The sequence below is a fragment of the Brevundimonas albigilva genome, assembly GCF_023573565.1.
GTDB classification, from domain to species: Bacteria; Pseudomonadota; Alphaproteobacteria; order Caulobacterales; family Caulobacteraceae; genus Brevundimonas; species Brevundimonas albigilva.
The window spans coordinates 274,845-291,739 of sequence record NZ_CP097649.1 but is presented as its reverse complement, the minus strand read 5'-3'; the positions used below and the strand labels follow the sequence as shown (position 1 = coordinate 291,739).

Here is a 16,895-nt window from a genome sequence, read left to right as displayed (position 1 = left end):
TCAGGCTCCCGGCAGCTGCAGCAGGTGTTTGGCGATGATGTTCAGCTGGATCTCGCTGGTTCCGCCCTCGATGGAGTTGGCCTTGGTGCGCAGCCAGTCGCGGGCGGCCGAACCGCCGCGCGAGCGCTCGCTCTCCCACTCCAGCGCGTCGGCGCCGCCGGCCGCCATCAGCAGTTCGTGGCGGCGCTTGTTCAGTTCGGACCCATAGTATTTCAGCATGGAGGCGATGGCCGGATGGGCCTGCTTGGCCTTCACCTGGTCGCCCACCCGCTCCATCGCCAGGCGGAAGGCGGCCTGATCGATCTCCAGTTCGGCGATGCGCGCGCGCAGCATGGGCTCGTCCAGCCGGCCGGCCTCGTCCGTCCCGATGGCGTCCAGGGCGACCTGGCCCACCGGCCGCCCGCCCGCGACCTCGCCCATGGCGCCGATCATGGTCCGCTCGTGGGCCAGCAGATATTTGGCCACGTCCCAGCCCCGGTTCAGCGTCCCGACCAGGTTTTCCTTCTCGACCCGAACATCGTCGAAGAAGGTCTCGCAGAAAGGCGACTTGCCGCTGATCAGGGTGATCGGCCGCGTCGTCACGCCCGGCGTCCTCATGTCGAACAGGACGAAGGAAATGCCCAGGTGCTTGGGCGCCTCCGGGTCCGTCCGCACCAGGCAGAAGATCCAGTCGGCCTTGTCGGCGTAGCTGGTCCAGATCTTCTGGCCGTTGACGATCCAGTGGTCGCCCCGATCCTCGGCCCGGGTCTGGATCGAGGCCAGGTCGGAGCCGGCGCCCGGTTCGGAATAGCCCTGGCACCAGCGGATCTCGCCGCGCACGATCTCGGGCAGGAACCGCTTCTTCTGTTCCTCGGTCCCGAAGCCCAGCAGCGCCGGCCCCAGCATCCAGACGCCGAAGCTGTTCAGCGCCGGCTGGGCCTTGATGCGGCGCAGTTCCGAGGCCAGCACCTTGGCCTCCTCACGGCTCAGCCCCCCGCCGCCGTATTCCCGGGGCCATTCCGGCGCCGTCCAGCCGCGTTCGCCCATCCGCTCCAGCCAGAGCTTGTGGCCGGGCGTGGCGAAGACGGCGTCGCGCCCGCCCCAGATCATGTCCGCCTCGGAGCCCATCGGCCCGCGCGCCTCGGGCGGGCAGTTCGCCTCCAGCCAGGCGCGCGTCTCGGCGCGGAAGCCTTCCAGATCGCTCATTCGCGTGTTCCCCGCGTTTCCTCTGGCGACGACGTTAGCAGATGCGTTTCGATTGGCTACGGTCACGTAGGGGAAGCCTCGGCAACAGCTTCGCCGTTCGCGCGTTCGTCAGGCCCGTTTGGAGCCGACCATGACCTATCTCAGCCGCGCCGTCTTCGCCGGCGCCAGCCTGTTGCTGCTGCTGTCGGCGATGGCGCTGATCGGCTTCGGCGTCAGCGATGCGATCCAGAGCATCCGCTCGCCGGAACAGTCGGGCGCCGACGCGGTGCTGGACGTGCTGGGCTATGTCATCGTCGCCATCGCCGTGTTCGACGTGGCCAAGTACATCTTCGAGGACGAGGTGCGGCGCGGCAACGACAAGCGCAGCGCCGCCGAGGCCCGGCGCAGCCTGACCAAATTCCTGTCCACCATCGTCATCGCCCTGTTCCTGGAGGCCCTGGTGGTGGTGTTCAAGACGGCCCGCGCGGACGTCTCCCAACTGATCTATCCGACCGCCCTGCTGCTGGCTTCGGTCCTGGTCCTGGTCGGCCTGGGAGCCTTCCAGCGCTTTTCGGCGACGGTGGAGGAGAAGGTCGGCGACGACGACGAGGCCGAGGAGCGCAAGGAAAAGGCCCGCCGCCGAAGCGACGCCTGACCTCAGCCCCCGCTGGGCAGGAAGGGCGAGAAGGTGATGACGGTGAAGGTGTCGCGCACGTGGGGGCGGGTCTGGACCTGCCTGGTCACGAAGGTCCCGATGTCGGCGTCGCGCGGCAGGTTGAACTTGGCCAGCAGGTCGTGCTGGCCCGAGGTCGAATAGACCTCCGACACGTTCTCGACATTGTCGACGATGTCGGCGGCCACGTCGTTGGCGTAGCCCAGTTCGGTTTTGATGAAGACGAAGATGGCGGTCATCATGGCGGCGGTCTCCCTGACGCCTTCCTAGACCATCGCGGCCGCGCCGATAAGGCCGCATCTCCAGGGTCGCCAAGGTACGGTATCGAACCCACAGAAACGAAAAAGTTCAACGTTCACGGTCTCTTATCAGTCATGAACTAAAACGGCGGCAAGGAGCGCGTGACGATGACCTCAGCCGCCGACGATCCCCGACCCCTGCTGCACCGGCTGATCGCCGCCGGACACCTGCGCTACTGGATCATCGCCAGCTGGTCGCTGGCGCTGTGGACGACGACCGACTTCCACACAGCCGCCACCTGGTTCGTCCTGGCCACGGTGGCGGGGCTGATCCGCACGGTCGTCGACGGACGCCAGGGGCCGCGCGGCGCCAATCCCACCCGGCTGCGGCTGGCCGTCGCCACCCTGTCCTGCGCCATCTGGGCCGCCGCGCCGTGGCTGTCCTTCAGCGCCGGAAGCCTGTTCGGCGTGGCGGTCGGGGTGGCCCTGCTGATGGCCGGCTATGTCCTGGTCTTCACCCAGATGCGCGCCGCCCCGCACGAGGCGCTGATGGTGTCGACGCCCTATTCGATCGTCGTGATCCTGCTCGTCCTCAGCCTGTGGGGCACGTCCGGCTTCTGGGTGGTGCTGAGCATCGTGCCAGTGCTGGGCCTCGCCCTGCTGATCAAGGTCGTCATCACCCAGATGAAAGACGAGGAACTGGGCGCCGTGAACCGGCGCCAGGCCGCCCTGATCACCGAGCTGGAACAGGCGCGCGATCGCGCCGACGCCGCCAGCGCCGCCAAGTCCAACTTCCTGGGCGTCATCTCCCACGAGCTGCGCACGCCGATGAACGGCGTCCTGGGCGCGGCCGAACTGCTGCGCCTGTCCGACCTGGACGCGCGCCAGACCGAGTTCGTGCAGATCATCACCCGCTCGGGCGAGGGCCTGATGGTGCTGCTGAACGACATCCTGGACGTGACCAAGATCGAGGCCGGCAAGATGGAGCTGTCCCAGGCCCTGGTCGAGGCGCAGTCCCTGGCCCCGCGCCTGGTGGGCCCCTTCGCCGCCCAGGCCGAGGCCAAGGGCCTGGGCTTCGTCGCGGAGACCACCGGCGACTGGCCGACGCTGGTGCGCGCCGACGTGCTGCGCCTGGCCCAGATCAGCCACAACCTGCTGGCCAACGCCATCAAGTTCACCGCGGCGGGCGAGGTGGGCCTGCGCCTGGACGGCCGGCGGCGGGACGACGGCCGGCTGGCCCTGCGGCTGGAGGTGCGCGACAGCGGCATCGGCATCGCGCCCGAGGACCAGGCCGCCCTGTTCCAGCCGTTCAGCCAGGTCGACGCCTCCTCCACCCGCCGGTTCGGCGGCACCGGCCTGGGCCTGAGCATCTGCAAGCGGCTGGCCGAGATGATGAACGGCGAGATGACCGTCCGCTCGGCGCCGGGCGAGGGCTCGACCTTCGTCCTGAGCGTCGCCCTGGACGCGCACGGCTGGGGCGCCGAGGGCGAACCCGCCCAGGCGGCCTGACGCGCTAACGTGGTTTGACTTGACGCGGCGGCGGCGACGTCGGAGGTCGGGCGCGAACCGTTGCAGAGGATGTCGACCATGACCCACGACCGCGTCAGCGTGCTTCAGGCGCTGGAAGCTCAGGGCGTGTGCCCGGTCTTCTACCATCCCGATCCCGAGGTCTGCCTGAACGTCATCCGCGCCAGCGCGCGCGGCGGAGCGAAGGTGGTGGAGTTCACCAATCGGGGCGACTTCGCCTGCGACCTGTTCGGCGAGATCAACCGCGAACTGATCCGCACCGACCCGGACATCGTGCTGGGCATCGGCTCGGTGGTCGATGCGGGCACGGCGGCGCTGTATCTGAACCGGGGCGCCCGCTTCGTGGTCAGCCCCTGCCTGGTCCCGGACGTGGCCAAGGTCTGCAACCGGCGCAGGGTCGCCTATTTCCCCGGTTGCGGATCGGTCACCGACATCGGCGAGGCGCACGAACTGGGCTGCGACATCGTCAAGCTGTTCCCCGGCGCGTCCGTCGGCGGCCCGGACTTCGTCAAGGCGGTCCGGGGACCGATGCCCTGGGCCAAGATCATGCCGACCGGCGGCGTCGATCCGGACGAGGCCTCCATCGCCAAATGGTTCGGCGCGGGCATCGTGGCGGCCGGCATGGGCTCCAAGCTGATCACCGACGCCGCGGTGAAGTCGGGCGACTGGGCCGGGATCGAGGCTTCGACGCGCGCGGCGGTCGAGGCCGTCGCCGCCTTCCGCGCGCGCGGCTGATCCGTTCGGCCTAGCGGGCGTGGGGCGCGGCGTCTTCGCGCGCCACCGCCCGGCGGTGATCGCTCTTGCGCGCGAGGATCGGCGTCAGGGCCTTGCGCTCCTCGACGCTGAGGCCGGCCAGAATGTCCACGGCGTCGCCTTCCAGCCGCCCGCGCCCGCGCATCTCGGCCTCGCGCGACTGCTCCAGCAGGGCGCGCACGCGCGCGGCGTCCATCGTCGGCGCCCCCGCCAGCTCGGTCGCCTGGCGACGGGCGGCGCGGGCGGCCTCGAAATCGGGGCGCGCGGCCAGGGCGGCCTGGCGCATCTGCTGGCGCACGCTGCGACGCGTGGCCGGGTCCAGATCGGCCAGCACCGCGTCGAACGGCCTGCGGCCCGGCCGGACCTGATCCTCGACCTTGCGCTCCACCTGTTGGCGGCTGATCAGGAAGGCGCCGCCGCCCGCCAGGGCGAAGACGTTCAAGGCGACCGAAACGGCCAGGGCGATCTTCAGTCCGCGTTCGCTCATCCCAGCACCTCGGCGTCGTCCACGCCGCTGAGCGTCGATTGATAGAGCACCGCGTCGGCGCGCGCGTCGGCGGTCAGATGGGTGGTCAGGCCCAGGCCCGCGACCACGCCGGCGCAGGCCGCCGCCGTCCAGCCCGCCCCCAGGAACCAGGCCAGCCGGCCCCGCCGCGCCTGGCGCGCGCGCGGCCTCGGCGCCCCGGCCAGGACGCGCGCGGTCAGTTGCGCCGACGGCGAAGGCGCGGGCGAGGCGGCCAGCAGCGCATCCAGGGCCGCCGCCTCGTCCAGCGCGGCGCGGGCGGCGGGATCGGCGGCGATCAGGCTCTCGGCGAAGGGCCGCTCGGACGCGGGCCAGCGGCGCAGGTCGGCGCCGTAAGCCTGCGCCAGCGCCTTCAGCCGTTCGATCGTCATCATCCGTCTCCTTTCGGCGACACGTCAGCGAGGGCGTGGCGCAAGGCGCGCCGCCCCCGTGACAGCAAACTTTCCAGCGCCTCGACGCTGATGTCCATCAGGGCGGCCGCCTCGATGTTGGACAGCTCCTGATAGTGGCACAGCACGATGGCCTCGCGCTGGCGCTGGGGCAGGCCGGCCAGGGCGGCGTCGACGCGCGCGCCCGTCTCGGCCGCCAGCAATCCGCGATCCGGCGCCGGCCCCTCGTCCGGCCGTTCGGGCGGCGCATCGGTGGGAATTTCCCGCCGCCGCCTCAGCCGGTCGTAGCAGAGGTTCAGCGCCACCCGGTGAAGCCAGGTGTCGAACCGCGCCCGGCCCGGCGTCCACCGGGGGGCCTGCCGCCAGGCCTTCAGCAGGGTTTCCTGCGCCACGTCCTCCGCCTCGGCCGCATCGCCCAGCATCCGCTGGGCCAGGGCCAGGACGCGCGGCAGCTTGCGCGTGACCAAGGCCTGCGACGCCGCGGGATCGCCCTGACCCACGCGGCGCACCAGATCCTCGTCGGGGTCGACGACTGCGACCAAGCCCGCCTCTCGCTTTGCCCAAGACAGGGACCGATTCGCGCGTCACGGCCGACCCCGACACCTGTCTTACTCCGAAGCCGGAGCGGGGGAAGCCGGTTGTTGCGCCGGACGGGACGCCCGGCGTTCGCGGCGCTGTTCCGCCCACGCCCGGCGCGCGACGCGCTGTTCGTCGGCGGTCGCCACGCCGTCTCGGTTGGCGTCCAGCCGGGCGAACTGCTCGGTCAGCTTGGCGCGGGCGTCGGCGATGACGACGGGTCCGCGCTCGGCCTTGTCGCGAGCGCCCGAGCGCATCGGACCGTGACGACCGCCGCCGCGACCGGCCCGCTCCGCCCGCGGCCCGCGCGCGCCGTGCGCGGCCATGCCGGCGTCGAACTCCGCACGGCTGACCGCGCCGTTGGAATCGGCGTCCAGACGCGCGAAGCGCCGGTCGGCCCTCTCGGCGCGCCGCGCCTGGCCGGCCGCCTGCATTTCCTCGCGCGAGACCGCGCCGTCGCCGTTGGCGTCCATGGCCGTCAGGCGCGCCACGCGGCCGTCGACGAACTCGGCCTGGGTCACGCGGCCGTCGCGGTCGGCGTCCCCGGCCAGCCGATGGGGGCGCGCCTCGCCCCTCGGCGCGGGCGCGGCGGTCTGGGCCGCGGCCGCGCCGGTCATGGCGGCCAGGGCGGCGGCGGCGACGCCGGCGATGATGGTCTTTCTCATGTCGATGGTCTCCTGAGGCCGCGCGCGGCGGCCGGTGTTCAACCCTGTCGAGACGTTGAACGGAGAACCAACGACTATCCGTCGCGACCGGCGGGAACCGCGCGTTCGAAGGCGGCGCGCGCGCGCGTCCTCAGCTCCGTCAGCTCGCGCTTCAGCGTGTCGAAGTCCGGCGCGCCGGCGGCCTCGGCCAGCCGATGGCGGAACACGGCCGGCTCGCTCTCCGGGTCGACCCGCCCCTCGAAGGCGGCGGCCAGCAGCTGGCCCAGCCGCTGCTGCAGCCGCCAGGCCTCGGCCAGGACGGCGTCGTCGTGCAGCGCCTCCAGGGTCGAGACGGTCAGCGGCTCGCCGATGACGGCGGCCTGCAGCTGGCGATACTGGGCGACGAATTCGGCGTCCACCTGGCCGCCCGCCGACAGTTTCAGGTCCCAGAAGCCGTGCGGCCGGCGCTCGCGGTCCATCAGGGCGCGCATCTTGCGGACGTCGGCGGCCACGTCCACCCCCGGCCGGGGCCGGCGCAGCGCCGCCTCGATCGCCGCCGACACCCGCTCTGCGAACGCCGGATCGCTGGCCCAGACCACGCGCGCCCGGGTCAGGACCATGAACTCCCACGTCTCGGCCTCGCGGGCGTAATAATCGTCGAAGGCCGACAGCCGCACCGACACCGGCCCCTTGGAGCCGGTCGGCCGCAGCCGCATGTCCACCTCATACAGCCCGCCCTCGGCCGTGTGCGCCGACAGGGCCGAGATCAGCCGCTGGGTGAAACGCACGTAGAAGACGTCCGCGCTCCAGTCCTTGATCGTCGAGGCCGCGCCCGCCGGCGCGTCGTAGAGGGTCATCAGGTCCAGGTCCGACCCGGCCGTCATCTCGCGCGATCCGGCCTTGCCCAGCGCGACCACCGCCACCGCGCCGGGCAGGGCGCCGCCCAGCCGTTCGGTCTCGGCCAGGGCCGCCGGGGCCAGGGTCCGCATCGCCGCGTCGGCCAGGGCGGCGTAGGCGCGGCCGGCCGCCTCCGGCCCCGCCCGCCCCGACAGGGCGTGCATGCCGATGCGGAACAGCTGTTCGCGGTGCAGCCGCCGGACCGCGTTCATCGCCCCCTCGAAATCGCCCGCCTCGCCCGCCTCGCGCGCCATCTGCTCGGTCAGGCCGGTGTCCTCGGCCAGGTCGGTCAGGAAACGGGCGTCCAACACCCCGTCCAGGGCCGCGGGCTGGCGCGCCAGGGTGCGCGCCAGGCGCGGGGCGAAGGCCATCACCCCCACCACCATCTCGAACAGCCTGGGCTGGTTCAGGAACAGGGCCTGGACCTGGACCCCCGCCGCCAGCCCCGAGAAGAAGGCGGCGAAACGCGGAAAGGCGGCGTCGGGCGCGCCGGAGCGCGCCAGGGCCTCCAGCAGGCGCGGCGCCAGGCGGGTGAACAGCTCGCGCCCGCGCTCGGTCCGCGTCGCCGGGATGCGGCCGTGGTGCCAGCTGCGGATCGTGTCGGCCACCGGCCCCGGCTCGGAAAAGCCCATCCGCCTCAGCGTCTCCAGCGTCTCCGGATCGTTCTCGACCCCGGTGAACACCAGACTGCCATAGGCGGAGTCCAGCTCCTCGCCGCCCTCGAACAGTTCGCCGTAGCGCCGGTTGACCCCGACCAGCAGCCGCTCGACGTGCGCGTCGAAGGCGGCCAGGTCGCCCTGCCCCGCCAGGGCCGCCACGGCCGCGCGCCGGTCGGCCGCCTCGGGCAGGCGATGGGTCTGCTCGTCATCCAGCATCTGCACGCGGTGCTCCAGCCCGCGCAGTTCGACATAGGCCGCCGAAAGCTCCCGCGTCACGTCGGCGGGCACGTGGCCGGCGGCCGACAGGGCGCTCAGGGCCTCCAGGGTGCGCGACGCCCGCAGGGCCGGATCGCGTCCGCCCAGGATCAGCTGCTGGGTCTGGGCGTAGAATTCGATCTCGCGGATGCCGCCGCGGCCCAGCTTCAGATTGGCGCCCGCCGCCTGCAGCCCCTCGCCGGTCTTGTGCACGTGGATCTGGCGCTTGATCGCCTGGATGTCGAGCACGGCGGCGTAGTCCAGGCTGCGCCGCCAGATGAAGGGCTGCAGCGCCTTCAGGAACCGGCCGGCCGATCGCAGGTCGCCCAGCACCGGCCGCGCCTTGATGAAGGCGGCCCGTTCCCAGTTCTGGCCGACGCTTTCGTAATAGGCCAGGGCGGCGGGGGCGGCGACCACCGGCGGGGTCGACGACGGGTCGGGCCGCAGACGCAGATCGACGCGGAAGACGTAGCCGTCGGCCGTCCGTTCGGTCAGCAGGGTGGCCAGGGTCCGCGCCGCGCGGTTGACGAAATCCTGCATCTCCTCGCCCTCGCGCAGGGCCAGGGTCAGCAGCCGGGGCTCGAAGAAGAGCGAGATGTCGATGTCGGAGGAATAGTTCAGCTCATTCGCGCCGTGCTTGCCCATGGCCAGGCCGAACAGGCCCGGCACGGGACCGCGCGCGTCGTCGGCGGGCGAGATCAGACGCCCGCGCGCGCGCTGTTCGGCGCCCACGGCCCTGAGCGCCGCACGGCAGGCGGCGTCGGCGAAGCGCGACAGGGCGCCCGTCACCGCGTCCAGCCCCCAAACCCCGCCCAGGTCCGCCAGGGCCGTCAGCAGGTGCAGGTCCGCCTTCAGCACGCGCAGCGGCTGTTTCATCGCCTCCGGTTCGTCATCCAGGGCGTCGGTTCGCGACAGGATATCGGCCAGGGCCGCGTCCGGGTCGGTCTCCAGGATCCGGCGCAGGTGTGCGGGGCGCCGTCGCATCAGCCCGGACAGATAGGGCGAGGCCCCCGCCACGGGCGCCAGCGCGGGCCAGGCTGCGGCCAGGGTGTCGGACCAGCCGTCGGTCCCCGCGGCCTCGATCAGGGCCTCATGCAGGCGGTCGGCGGCGGCGGCGTTCGCCACCGGGCCGGCGGGCTTCAGGCTGTGGAACAGGGGCTTGGCCATGAATCGTCCGCTCATCCCGGCGAAAGCCGGACCCAGCGCTTTCGCATCGCTTGCGTTGGACCACGACCCCGACACGTTCCACAAGTTGGAACGCCCAAAGACCTGAGTCCCGGCGTTCGCCGGGAGGAACGGAAAAAGGGTCAGTTCGCCGCCGGCGGCAGCACCAGCGCCACGCGCAGGCCGGGCCCGAAGTCGCCGTACGCCCCGGGGCCTTCGTCCAGCACGATCCGCCCGCCGTGCGCCTCGGCCACCGCCGTGACCAGCGACAGGCCCAGGCCCGAACCGGCCTCGGTGCGGCTGTTGTCCAGGCGCACGAAGCGCTGCACGACCCGCTCGCGGTCTTCCTCGGGCACGCCCGGTCCGGTGTCGGTCACGGAATATTCGATCTCGCCCGACGATCGCCGCCGCGCCCGCAGCTTCACCGCGCCGCCGGCCGGGGTGTATTTGATGGCGTTGTCGATCAGATTGGCCAGGGCCTGGGCCAGGAAGGGCTGGTTGCCCTCGACCATCAGCCCCTTCTCGACCTCGGCGGAGAAGTCGATGGCCTTGTCCTCGGCGGCGGGCTCGTACAGTTCGGCCATGTCGGCGGCCAGGTCGGCGGCGTCGAACACCTTGGGGTCCGGGGCCCCGCCCGCCTGCAGACGGGCGATGGCCAGCACGGTGTTGAAGGTCTTGAGCAACTGGTCCGCCTCGTCCAGGGCGATGGTCAGGGCGTCGACCCCGTTCACCTTGCCCGCCTCGGCGTCGATCAGGGCGACCTCCAGCTTGGCCCGCATCCGGGTCAGCGGCGAGCGCAGGTCGTGGGCGATGGCGTCCCCGGCGTGGCGGATCGAGGCCATCGAGGTCTCCAGCCGGTCCAGCATGATGTTCAGCCCCTGGCCCAGTTCGTCCAGTTCGTCGCCGGAATGGCGCAAGGGCGCGCGCTGCTTCAGGTCGCCCTCCTGCACCGCCTGGACGACGCGGTTCAACCCGGCCATCGCCGCCTCGACGCGCCGGCTGACATAGAGGCCGCCGGCCAGGCCCAGCAGGATGACCAGCGCCATCGCCCCCCACAGCGCCTGGGTCAGGCGCGACAGATATTCCTCGATCCCGCCGATGTCCTCGCCCACGAACAGGGTTTCGCCGCCGGTCAGCGGCAGGATCACGCCGATCGAGCGGCGGTTCTCGACCCGGCCGTCCTCGTCGGTCGTGGTCAGGCGGAAGGTGCTCCATTCGCCGCGCCCGGCCTGGCGGGGCTGCTTCAGGTCGAACGGCATGACCGACAGGTTGCCGGTGACGATCTTCCCGTCCGGCCCGGTCAGCAGATACAGATAGGGTCCGCCCCGGATGGTGCGCTCCACCAGCGCCTGGTTCAGGGCGTCGACGCCGCGCGTCCGGTGTATGGCGGTCAGGGCGTTCAGTTCCCCCTGCACGTCGGCCTGCGCCCGGGCCTGGGCCTCCGACGCCGAGGCGAAATAGACATAGGCCAGGATCGCCCCCGCCGCCGCCACGAACAGCGCCAGGAACAGCAGCGTCAGCCGGAACGGCGTGCGGCGGAGAAGGGAGGGAAGGCGCACCTATTCTCCCTCCCCTTCATGGGGAGGGTGGTCGCGCAGCGACCGGGTGGGGCGCGCCTGAAGCGTCCTCAGCACATGATCCATCACGTCGCCGATGTGATCGCGGATAGATGGATTGTCGAAACGCAAAGTCAGAAAGCCCTCGGTCGCCAGGGTCGCATCGCGACGCGCGTCATGCAGAGCCTGCGCCTCCTCGCCGTGATGCTGACCGTCGACTTCAATCACCAGCCGTCTCTCGAAACAGACAAAATCCAGGAAGTAGCCGCGAAACGGAGCCTGTCGTCGGAAATGATACCCTTGGGCGCGAAGACGCTTCAGGTTCACCCACATCCGCGCCTCTGGCGGCGTCATCGTCTTGCGCATGGCGCGAGCGCGGCTCGTGGCTTCTGACACGGATATTCCCCCACCCGGTCTCGCTTCGCTCGACCACCCTCCCCATGAAGGGGAGGGAGAAAAGTTACGCCTCCAGCCGATACCCCGCGCCGCGCACGGTCTGCAGCATGGCCTTTTCGAAGCCCTTGTCGATCTTGGAGCGCAGGCGGCTGATGTGGACGTCGATGACGTTGGTCTGGGGGTCGAAGTGGTATTCCCAGACCTTTTCCAGCAGCATGGTGCGCGTCACCGACTGGCCGGCGTGGCGCATCAGGAACTCCAGCAGCTGGAACTCGCGCGGCTGAAGGTCGATCTCCTGGCCCTCGCGGTGCACGGTGCGGGCGATCAGGTTCATCTCCAGTTCGCCGACTTTCAGCACGGTCAGGACGCCGCCGGTCTCGCGACGGCGGGCCAGGGCCTCGACCCGGGCGATCAGTTCGGCGAAGGCGTAGGGCTTGACCAGATAGTCGTCGGCCCCGGCCTTCAGGCCCGTGACGCGGTCCTCGACCTCGCCCAGCGCCGACAGGAACAGCACCGGCGTCTGGTCGCCGCCCTTCCTCACCGTCTCGACCATGCCGACGCCGTCCAGGCGCGGCATCATCCGGTCCACGACATAGACGTCGTAGCCGCCCTTCTGCGCCTCCAGCAGGCCGAAGGCGCCGTCCACCGCGTGGGTCACGTCGTGGCCCGCCTCGGTCAGGCCCCGCACCATGGCGGTCGCCGCCTCGGCGTCGTCCTCGACCACCAGAATCCGCATGAACCCCTCCCGGAATCAAAATCGCCGCCGATGGTAGCGCATCGGCGGCGATTGACGAGTTAAGGCTTGTTCAGACTGCCGATCAGTTCTTGTCCCCAAGCGGCAGGACCACCGGACGGTTGCCCTGGGGCGTGCGGACCAGCAGCAGGACGCCCGGACGGCCGGCGCTCTTCACCGTTTCGACCGCGCCCTTCAGGTCGGCGGCCGAACCGAGGCTGCGGCCGTTCGCCTGCATGATGACGAAGCCCGGCTGGAACTGCATCCGTCCGGCCCGCGACTGCGGACTGACCGCGGTGACCACCAGGCCGTCGACCGTCTCGGGGATGTCGAAGCGACGACGCAGGGCGCCGTTCAGCGGCGCCACCGTCATGCCCTCGACCACCTCGCCGGCGGCGGCGCCGGGGTTGGCCGGCGCGCCCGAGCCGCTGTCGTCGTCGGCGGCGATCTCGAGATCCGCCGGGCGGGTGCCGGCGCGGATGTCGATCGTCTGGCGACGGCCTTCGCGCAGGACCTCCAGGCGCAGGTTGTCGCCCGGCTTGGCGGCGCCGACGGCGCGGGTCAGCTCGGTGGAGCCCTCGACCGCCTTGCCGTTCAGCGAAACCACCACATCGCCCGGGCGCAGGCCGCCGCGCGCCGCCGGCGCGTCCGGCGTCACCTCGGCGACATAGGCGCCCTTCTGCGTGGCGGGCAGCCCCAGGCTTTCGCGATATTCGTCGGCCAGGTTGGTGATCTGCACCCCCAGATAGCCGCGCTCGATCGTTTCGCCGCGCATCAGGCGGGCGGTGATCGACTTGGCGGTCTCGGCCGGGATGGCGAAGCCGATGCCGACCGAGCCGCCGGTCGGCGAATAGATGGCCGAGTTCACGCCGATGACGCGGCCGTAGATGTCGAAGGTCGGCCCGCCCGAGTTGCCCCGGTTGATGGCCGCGTCGATCTGGATGTAATCGTTGTAGCCCGAGGGATCGATGTCGCGCGCCTTGGCCGAGACGATGCCGGCCGTGGCGGTGCCGCCCAGGCCGAAGGGATTGCCCACGGCGATGACCCAGTCGCCCACGCGGGGCTGGGCCGTCTCTTCGAAGCTGACGTATTTGAAGTCGTCGCCCTCGACCTTGATGACGGCCAGGTCGGTGCCCTGGTCGCGGCCGATCAGGCGGGCCGGCAGTTCGCGGCCGTCGGACATCTTCACCTTAATCTCGGTGGCGTCGGCGACGACGTGGTTGTTGGTGACGATGTAGCCGTCCTGCGAGATGAAGAAGCCCGAGCCGGCCCCTTGCGTCGTCTGCGGTTCGGCGTCCTGGCCCTGGCCGCCGCGGCCATTCGGCGGCACGAACTGGAACGGCAGGCCGGGGATCTGGAACAACCCTTGCGGCTGCTCGACCGGCACGGTCACGTCGATCTGCACCACCGCCGGCGCCACCTGTTCGAAGATGGTGGCGAAGCTGTTGGGCGCGCCGGGCGGGGGCGAGAAGCTGTCGCCGTTGGCGGGCACCGGGGTGATCCGGTTCACGGCCTGGGGCTCGGCGTGCGCGCCGGGCCAGGTGATGACGCCGCCGGCGGTCGCGGCCGCCGCCAGGGTCAGGCCGGCCGCGGCCCCCAGAATGAACTCCTTGCGCTTCAGCATCGTGGTCCTTGCGATCCTCTGTCCGGGCCGAGCGGGCCCGGGTCGCGTCTGATATAGGCCGATCCGCCCGAAGGCCAAAACCCGGCCGACGATCGTTGTTCCCGCCTAGCGCCCGTCGTGAGGCGAGGTTGCGTCAGGATCGCGGCGAAGGTTCTCATTTTGGAGAAGATCGTCCAGCCGGCGTTGCTCGTCCGCCGACAGGGGCGCGGGCTCCGCCGACGCCGCGCGACGGCGCGCCAGCAGCACCGCCCCGGCCGACAGCACCAGGGCGAACGGGCCGAACCACAGTAGCCAGGTCCCCGGCCGCACCGGCGGGCGGAACAGCACATAGTCGCCGAAGCGGCGCACCAGGTCGGCCCGCACCGCCGCGTCGTCGGCCCCGGCGGCGATCTCCTCGCGGATCAGGCGGCGCATGTCGCCCGCGACGCCCGCCGGGCTGTCGGCGATGGATTCGTGCTGGCAGACCACGCAGCGCACGTCGGCGAACAGGGCGCGGGCGCGGGCCTCCTGCGCCGCGTCGGGCAGCGGACGGTCGGGCGCCGCCGCAGGCTCGGCCGCAACCAGCATCACGGCCAGGATCGGCGCGGCCAGCAGGACGGACAGGCGCTTCACGCCGGCTTCCTCCGCCGCGCGCCGACGCCCAGCCTCAGGCGCCGGTCCATCAGGGAAAGCGCGCCGCCCAGCGCCATGATCGCCGGCCCCAGGAAGATCAGCCGCGCCCACGGGTTCCAGTACAGGCGCACGGTCCAGGCCGGCCGGCCCGCGACCTCGGTCCGCTCGCCCAGCACCACATAGACGTCGTCCAGCCCGCGGAAATCCAGCCCCACCTCGGTCGTCGTCTGTCCCCCCGCGGGGAAGAAGCGGCGCTCGGGCGTCACCGTCGCGGCCCGCCCGGCGCCATCCGCGCGGCGCACCGTCAGCCGGCCCTGTTCGGCCAGATAGTTCGGCCCCTCCACCACCTGCACCTGGTCCAGCGTGACCGCCCACGGTCCGGCCGAGACGCTCTGGCCCAGGGTCAGGGCGCGCGCGGCCTCGGCCTTGAAGCCGGTCTCGACCACGGCGCCCAGGATGAAGACCCCCAGCCCCAGATGCGCCAGGGTCATGCCCCAGGCGCCCAGCGGCAGCCCCCGGAGCCGGCGCAGGCTCTCGGCCAGGGGCGCGCGCATCAGCCGGCCGCGTTCGGCGACCTCGGCCAGCGGCCCGGCGATCAGCCAGGCCCCCAGGGCGACGCCGGCGGCGGCCAGCGCCTTCCTCGGCTCGAACAGGGCGAAGGCGGCCAGGCCCGCGACCACGGCCAGGACCGCGGCGACCCACAGGCGCTGAAACGCCCCGGTCAGATCGCCCCGCTTCCACGCCAGCAGCGGCCCGGCCGGAAGGATCAGGAAGGCGACCGTCATCAAGGGAACGAAGGTCGCGGCGAAATAGGGCGGGCCGACCGAGATGGTCGCGCCCGACGCCGCCTCCAGGATCAGCGGATAGAGGGTGCCCAGCAGCACCGTCGCCGCCGCCGCCGTCAGGAACAGGTTGTTCAGCACCAGCGCGCCCTCGCGGCTGACGGGGGCGAACATTCCGCCGCCCTTCAGCTGCGGGCTGCGCCAGGCGAACAGGGCGAAGGCGGCGCCGGCCGTGACGCCCAGGATGGCCAGCAGCATCAGCCCCCGCTGCGGATCGACGGCGAAGGCGTGAACGCTGGTCAGCACGCCCGAGCGCACCAGGAAGGCTCCCAGCATCGAGAAGGTGAAGGCCAGGAGCGCCAGGAAGACCGTCCATCCCGCCAGCGCCCCGCGCCGTTCCGTCACCACCGCGCTGTGCAGCAGGGCCGCCCCGGCCAGCCAGGGCATGAAGCTGGCGTTCTCCACCGGGTCCCAGAACCACCAGCCGCCCCAGCCCAGTTCGTAATAGGCCCAGAAGCTGCCCAGGGCGATGCCCACCGTCAGGAAGGCCCAGCTGGCCAGTGCCCACGGCCGCACCCAGCGCCCCCAGGCGGGCCAGAAGGCGGTCTGCGCCCGCCCCTCGATCAGGGCCGCGACGGCCAGGGAGAAGCAGACGGAAAAGCCGACGTAGCCGGCGTAGAGCAGCGGCGGATGCACGGCCAGCGCCGGGTCCTGCAGCAGCGGATTCAGCGACGCCCCCTGGAACGGGGCCGGGTCCAACCGGACGAAGGGGCTGGAGGTGAAGACGGCGAAGGCCAGGAACAGCGATCCCAGCGCGCCCTGGGTCGCGACCGCCGAGGCCTTCAGCCCGAACGGCAGGCCCCGCGCCCGCGCCAACGCGCCGCCGAACACCGTCAGCACCAGGCACCACAGCAACAGCGATCCCTCGTGGCTGCCCCAGGCGCCGGCGACCTTGTACAGCATCGGCTTGTCGGTGTGGCTGTTGCCCGCCACATTCGACACCGAGAAGTCGGACGTCACGAAGGCGTAGATCAGGGCGGCGAAGGCCAGGGCGACCGCCGCCGCCGCCGCCAGGGCCGCCCCCTCGCCCGCCCCGGCCAGCACCGGGCTGCGCCGCCAGCGCCCCGCCGCCGACATCGCGGTCTGCAACACCGACAGCGCCAGGGCCAGGACCAGGGCGAAGGTCCCGAACTCGACGATCATAGGGTCTCCCGGCCCTGGCCGGCGCCGGCGCCCTCAGGCCGCCATTCGCCCTTTTCCTTCAGGCGGTCGGCGACCTCGCGCGGCATGTAGTTTTCGTCGTGCTTGGCCAGGACCTGGCTGGCCTGGAAGACCCGGTCGGGGCCGAACGACCCCTGCGCCACGATGCCCTGCCCCTCGCGGAACAGGTCGGGCAGGTCGCCGTGATACAGCACCCGCGCGGTTCCGGCGTTGTCGGTGACGACGAAGGCCACCGAGCCATCGGCCGCCTTGTGCACGCTGCCCGCCTCGACCAGGCCGCCCAGGCGGATGGGACGGCCCGCCGGCGCCGTCTCGGCCGTCGCCTCGGACGGGGAATAGAAGAAGGTCACGCTGTCCTGCATCGCCCACAGCGACAGGCCGACCGCCAGGGCCAGGATCGGCGCCGCGGCGGCGACGACCCACAGGCGGCGACGCGCCTTCGGCGATTTGGGCAGCCAGCTCATGCGGCGGACGATCCGGGAACGGCGAACGGAAGGCGCCGATATAG

At 71.7% G+C, this 16,895-nt stretch carries 17 protein-coding genes; 3 read left to right on the top strand and 14 right to left on the bottom strand.

Annotation, left to right across the window (positions count from 1 at the left end; translation table 11 throughout):
* Positions 1-1,185, bottom strand: coding sequence for an acyl-CoA dehydrogenase family protein (locus M8231_RS01535; protein ID WP_250202106.1), 1,185 nt, complete (start codon positions 1,183-1,185; stop codon positions 1-3).
* Positions 1,186-1,315: 130 nt separating this feature from the next.
* Here M8231_RS01535 and M8231_RS01530 point away from each other — a divergent pair, with 130 nt between their 5' ends.
* Complete coding sequence (locus tag M8231_RS01530) at positions 1,316-1,819, top strand: GNAT family acetyltransferase (RefSeq protein WP_249751477.1); 504 nt, start codon at positions 1,316-1,318, stop codon at positions 1,817-1,819.
* A 2-nt stretch (positions 1,820-1,821) separates the two neighbouring features.
* Here M8231_RS01530 and M8231_RS01525 read toward each other — a convergent pair whose 3' ends face one another.
* On the bottom strand, positions 1,822-2,079 hold the full coding sequence (locus M8231_RS01525) for an Lrp/AsnC ligand binding domain-containing protein (protein WP_250202105.1): 258 nt from the start codon (positions 2,077-2,079) through the stop codon (positions 1,822-1,824).
* Between the two features lie 165 nt (positions 2,080-2,244).
* On the opposite strand from M8231_RS01525, the gene M8231_RS01520 reads away from it, so the two are divergent.
* Entirely contained in the window at positions 2,245-3,585 is a 1,341-nt protein-coding gene (locus M8231_RS01520) for a sensor histidine kinase (protein ID WP_249751478.1), read from the top strand.
* 78 nt (positions 3,586-3,663) lie between these two features.
* Entirely contained in the window at positions 3,664-4,338 is a 675-nt protein-coding gene (locus M8231_RS01515) for a bifunctional 4-hydroxy-2-oxoglutarate aldolase/2-dehydro-3-deoxy-phosphogluconate aldolase (protein WP_250202104.1), read from the top strand.
* A 10-nt stretch (positions 4,339-4,348) separates the two neighbouring features.
* Here the strand turns inward: M8231_RS01515 and M8231_RS01510 are convergent, their stop codons facing one another.
* From M8231_RS01510 to ccmE, 12 genes are all read right to left on the bottom strand, one after another.
* A complete protein-coding gene (locus M8231_RS01510) occupies positions 4,349-4,843 on the bottom strand; it encodes a periplasmic heavy metal sensor (protein WP_249751480.1) in 495 nt (164 codons plus the stop codon).
* Positions 4,840-5,253, bottom strand: a complete 414-nt coding sequence (locus M8231_RS01505; RefSeq protein WP_249751481.1) for a hypothetical protein — start codon at positions 5,251-5,253, stop codon at positions 4,840-4,842. Before M8231_RS01505 ends, M8231_RS01510 begins: the two co-directional genes overlap by 4 nt.
* On the bottom strand, positions 5,250-5,810 hold the full coding sequence (locus tag M8231_RS01500) for an RNA polymerase sigma factor (protein ID WP_249751482.1): 561 nt from the start codon (positions 5,808-5,810) through the stop codon (positions 5,250-5,252). Before M8231_RS01500 ends, M8231_RS01505 begins: the two co-directional genes overlap by 4 nt.
* Positions 5,811-5,876: 66 nt before the next feature.
* On the bottom strand, positions 5,877-6,509 hold the full coding sequence (locus M8231_RS01495; RefSeq protein WP_250202103.1) for an EF-hand domain-containing protein: 633 nt from the start codon (positions 6,507-6,509) through the stop codon (positions 5,877-5,879).
* Positions 6,510-6,583: 74 nt separating this feature from the next.
* Positions 6,584-9,466 (bottom strand): bifunctional [glutamine synthetase] adenylyltransferase/[glutamine synthetase]-adenylyl-L-tyrosine phosphorylase, encoded by a 2,883-nt coding sequence (locus tag M8231_RS01490; protein ID WP_249751483.1) that lies wholly within the window; start codon positions 9,464-9,466, stop codon positions 6,584-6,586.
* Between the two features lie 140 nt (positions 9,467-9,606).
* Positions 9,607-11,022, bottom strand: coding sequence for an ATP-binding protein (locus tag M8231_RS01485; protein ID WP_249751484.1), 1,416 nt, complete (start codon positions 11,020-11,022; stop codon positions 9,607-9,609).
* Positions 11,023-11,385, bottom strand: a complete 363-nt coding sequence (locus M8231_RS01480; protein WP_249751485.1) for an endonuclease domain-containing protein — start codon at positions 11,383-11,385, stop codon at positions 11,023-11,025.
* A gap of 94 nt (positions 11,386-11,479) precedes the next feature.
* Positions 11,480-12,151 carry a response regulator transcription factor gene (locus tag M8231_RS01475; protein ID WP_249751486.1) on the bottom strand — a complete coding sequence of 224 codons (672 nt, stop codon included), beginning with the start codon at positions 12,149-12,151 and terminating at the stop codon, positions 11,480-11,482.
* 82 nt (positions 12,152-12,233) lie between these two features.
* Positions 12,234-13,772, bottom strand: a complete 1,539-nt coding sequence (locus M8231_RS01470) for a Do family serine endopeptidase (protein ID WP_249751487.1) — start codon at positions 13,770-13,772, stop codon at positions 12,234-12,236.
* Between the two features lie 105 nt (positions 13,773-13,877).
* On the bottom strand, positions 13,878-14,384 hold the full coding sequence (locus M8231_RS01465) for a cytochrome c-type biogenesis protein (RefSeq protein ID WP_250202102.1): 507 nt from the start codon (positions 14,382-14,384) through the stop codon (positions 13,878-13,880).
* Positions 14,381-16,369: a heme lyase CcmF/NrfE family subunit gene (locus M8231_RS01460; RefSeq protein ID WP_250202101.1), complete on the bottom strand. Its 1,989-nt coding sequence runs from the start codon at positions 16,367-16,369 to the stop codon at positions 14,381-14,383. The genes M8231_RS01465 and M8231_RS01460 overlap by 4 nt, the downstream gene beginning before the upstream one ends.
* Positions 16,366-16,851 (bottom strand): cytochrome c maturation protein CcmE, encoded by a 486-nt coding sequence (gene ccmE / locus M8231_RS01455; RefSeq protein WP_250202100.1) that lies wholly within the window; start codon positions 16,849-16,851, stop codon positions 16,366-16,368. Before ccmE ends, M8231_RS01460 begins: the two co-directional genes overlap by 4 nt.
* Between the last annotated feature and the right edge of the window lie 44 nt (positions 16,852-16,895).

What these genes read in the sequence shown, in the direction of transcription:
- M8231_RS01535 (WP_250202106.1), bottom strand. Translation starts at nt 1,185, where the DNA reads ATGAGCGATCTGGAAGGCTTCCGCGCCGAGACGCGCGCCTGGCTGGAG.
- M8231_RS01530 (WP_249751477.1), top strand. Translation starts at nt 1,316, where the DNA reads ATGACCTATCTCAGCCGCGCCGTCTTCGCCGGCGCCAGCCTGTTGCTG.
- M8231_RS01525 (WP_250202105.1), bottom strand. Translation starts at nt 2,079, where the DNA reads ATGATGACCGCCATCTTCGTCTTCATCAAAACCGAACTGGGCTACGCC.
- M8231_RS01520 (WP_249751478.1), top strand. Translation starts at nt 2,245, where the DNA reads ATGACCTCAGCCGCCGACGATCCCCGACCCCTGCTGCACCGGCTGATC.
- M8231_RS01515 (WP_250202104.1), top strand. Translation starts at nt 3,664, where the DNA reads ATGACCCACGACCGCGTCAGCGTGCTTCAGGCGCTGGAAGCTCAGGGC.
- M8231_RS01510 (WP_249751480.1), bottom strand. Translation starts at nt 4,843, where the DNA reads ATGAGCGAACGCGGACTGAAGATCGCCCTGGCCGTTTCGGTCGCCTTG.
- M8231_RS01505 (WP_249751481.1), bottom strand. Translation starts at nt 5,253, where the DNA reads ATGATGACGATCGAACGGCTGAAGGCGCTGGCGCAGGCTTACGGCGCC.
- M8231_RS01495 (WP_250202103.1), bottom strand. Translation starts at nt 6,509, where the DNA reads ATGAGAAAGACCATCATCGCCGGCGTCGCCGCCGCCGCCCTGGCCGCC.
- M8231_RS01490 (WP_249751483.1), bottom strand. Translation starts at nt 9,466, where the DNA reads ATGGCCAAGCCCCTGTTCCACAGCCTGAAGCCCGCCGGCCCGGTGGCG.
- M8231_RS01480 (WP_249751485.1), bottom strand. Translation starts at nt 11,385, where the DNA reads ATGCGCAAGACGATGACGCCGCCAGAGGCGCGGATGTGGGTGAACCTG.
- M8231_RS01475 (WP_249751486.1), bottom strand. Translation starts at nt 12,151, where the DNA reads ATGCGGATTCTGGTGGTCGAGGACGACGCCGAGGCGGCGACCGCCATG.
- M8231_RS01470 (WP_249751487.1), bottom strand. Translation starts at nt 13,772, where the DNA reads ATGCTGAAGCGCAAGGAGTTCATTCTGGGGGCCGCGGCCGGCCTGACC.
- M8231_RS01460 (WP_250202101.1), bottom strand. Translation starts at nt 16,369, where the DNA reads ATGATCGTCGAGTTCGGGACCTTCGCCCTGGTCCTGGCCCTGGCGCTG.
- ccmE (WP_250202100.1), bottom strand. Translation starts at nt 16,851, where the DNA reads ATGAGCTGGCTGCCCAAATCGCCGAAGGCGCGTCGCCGCCTGTGGGTC.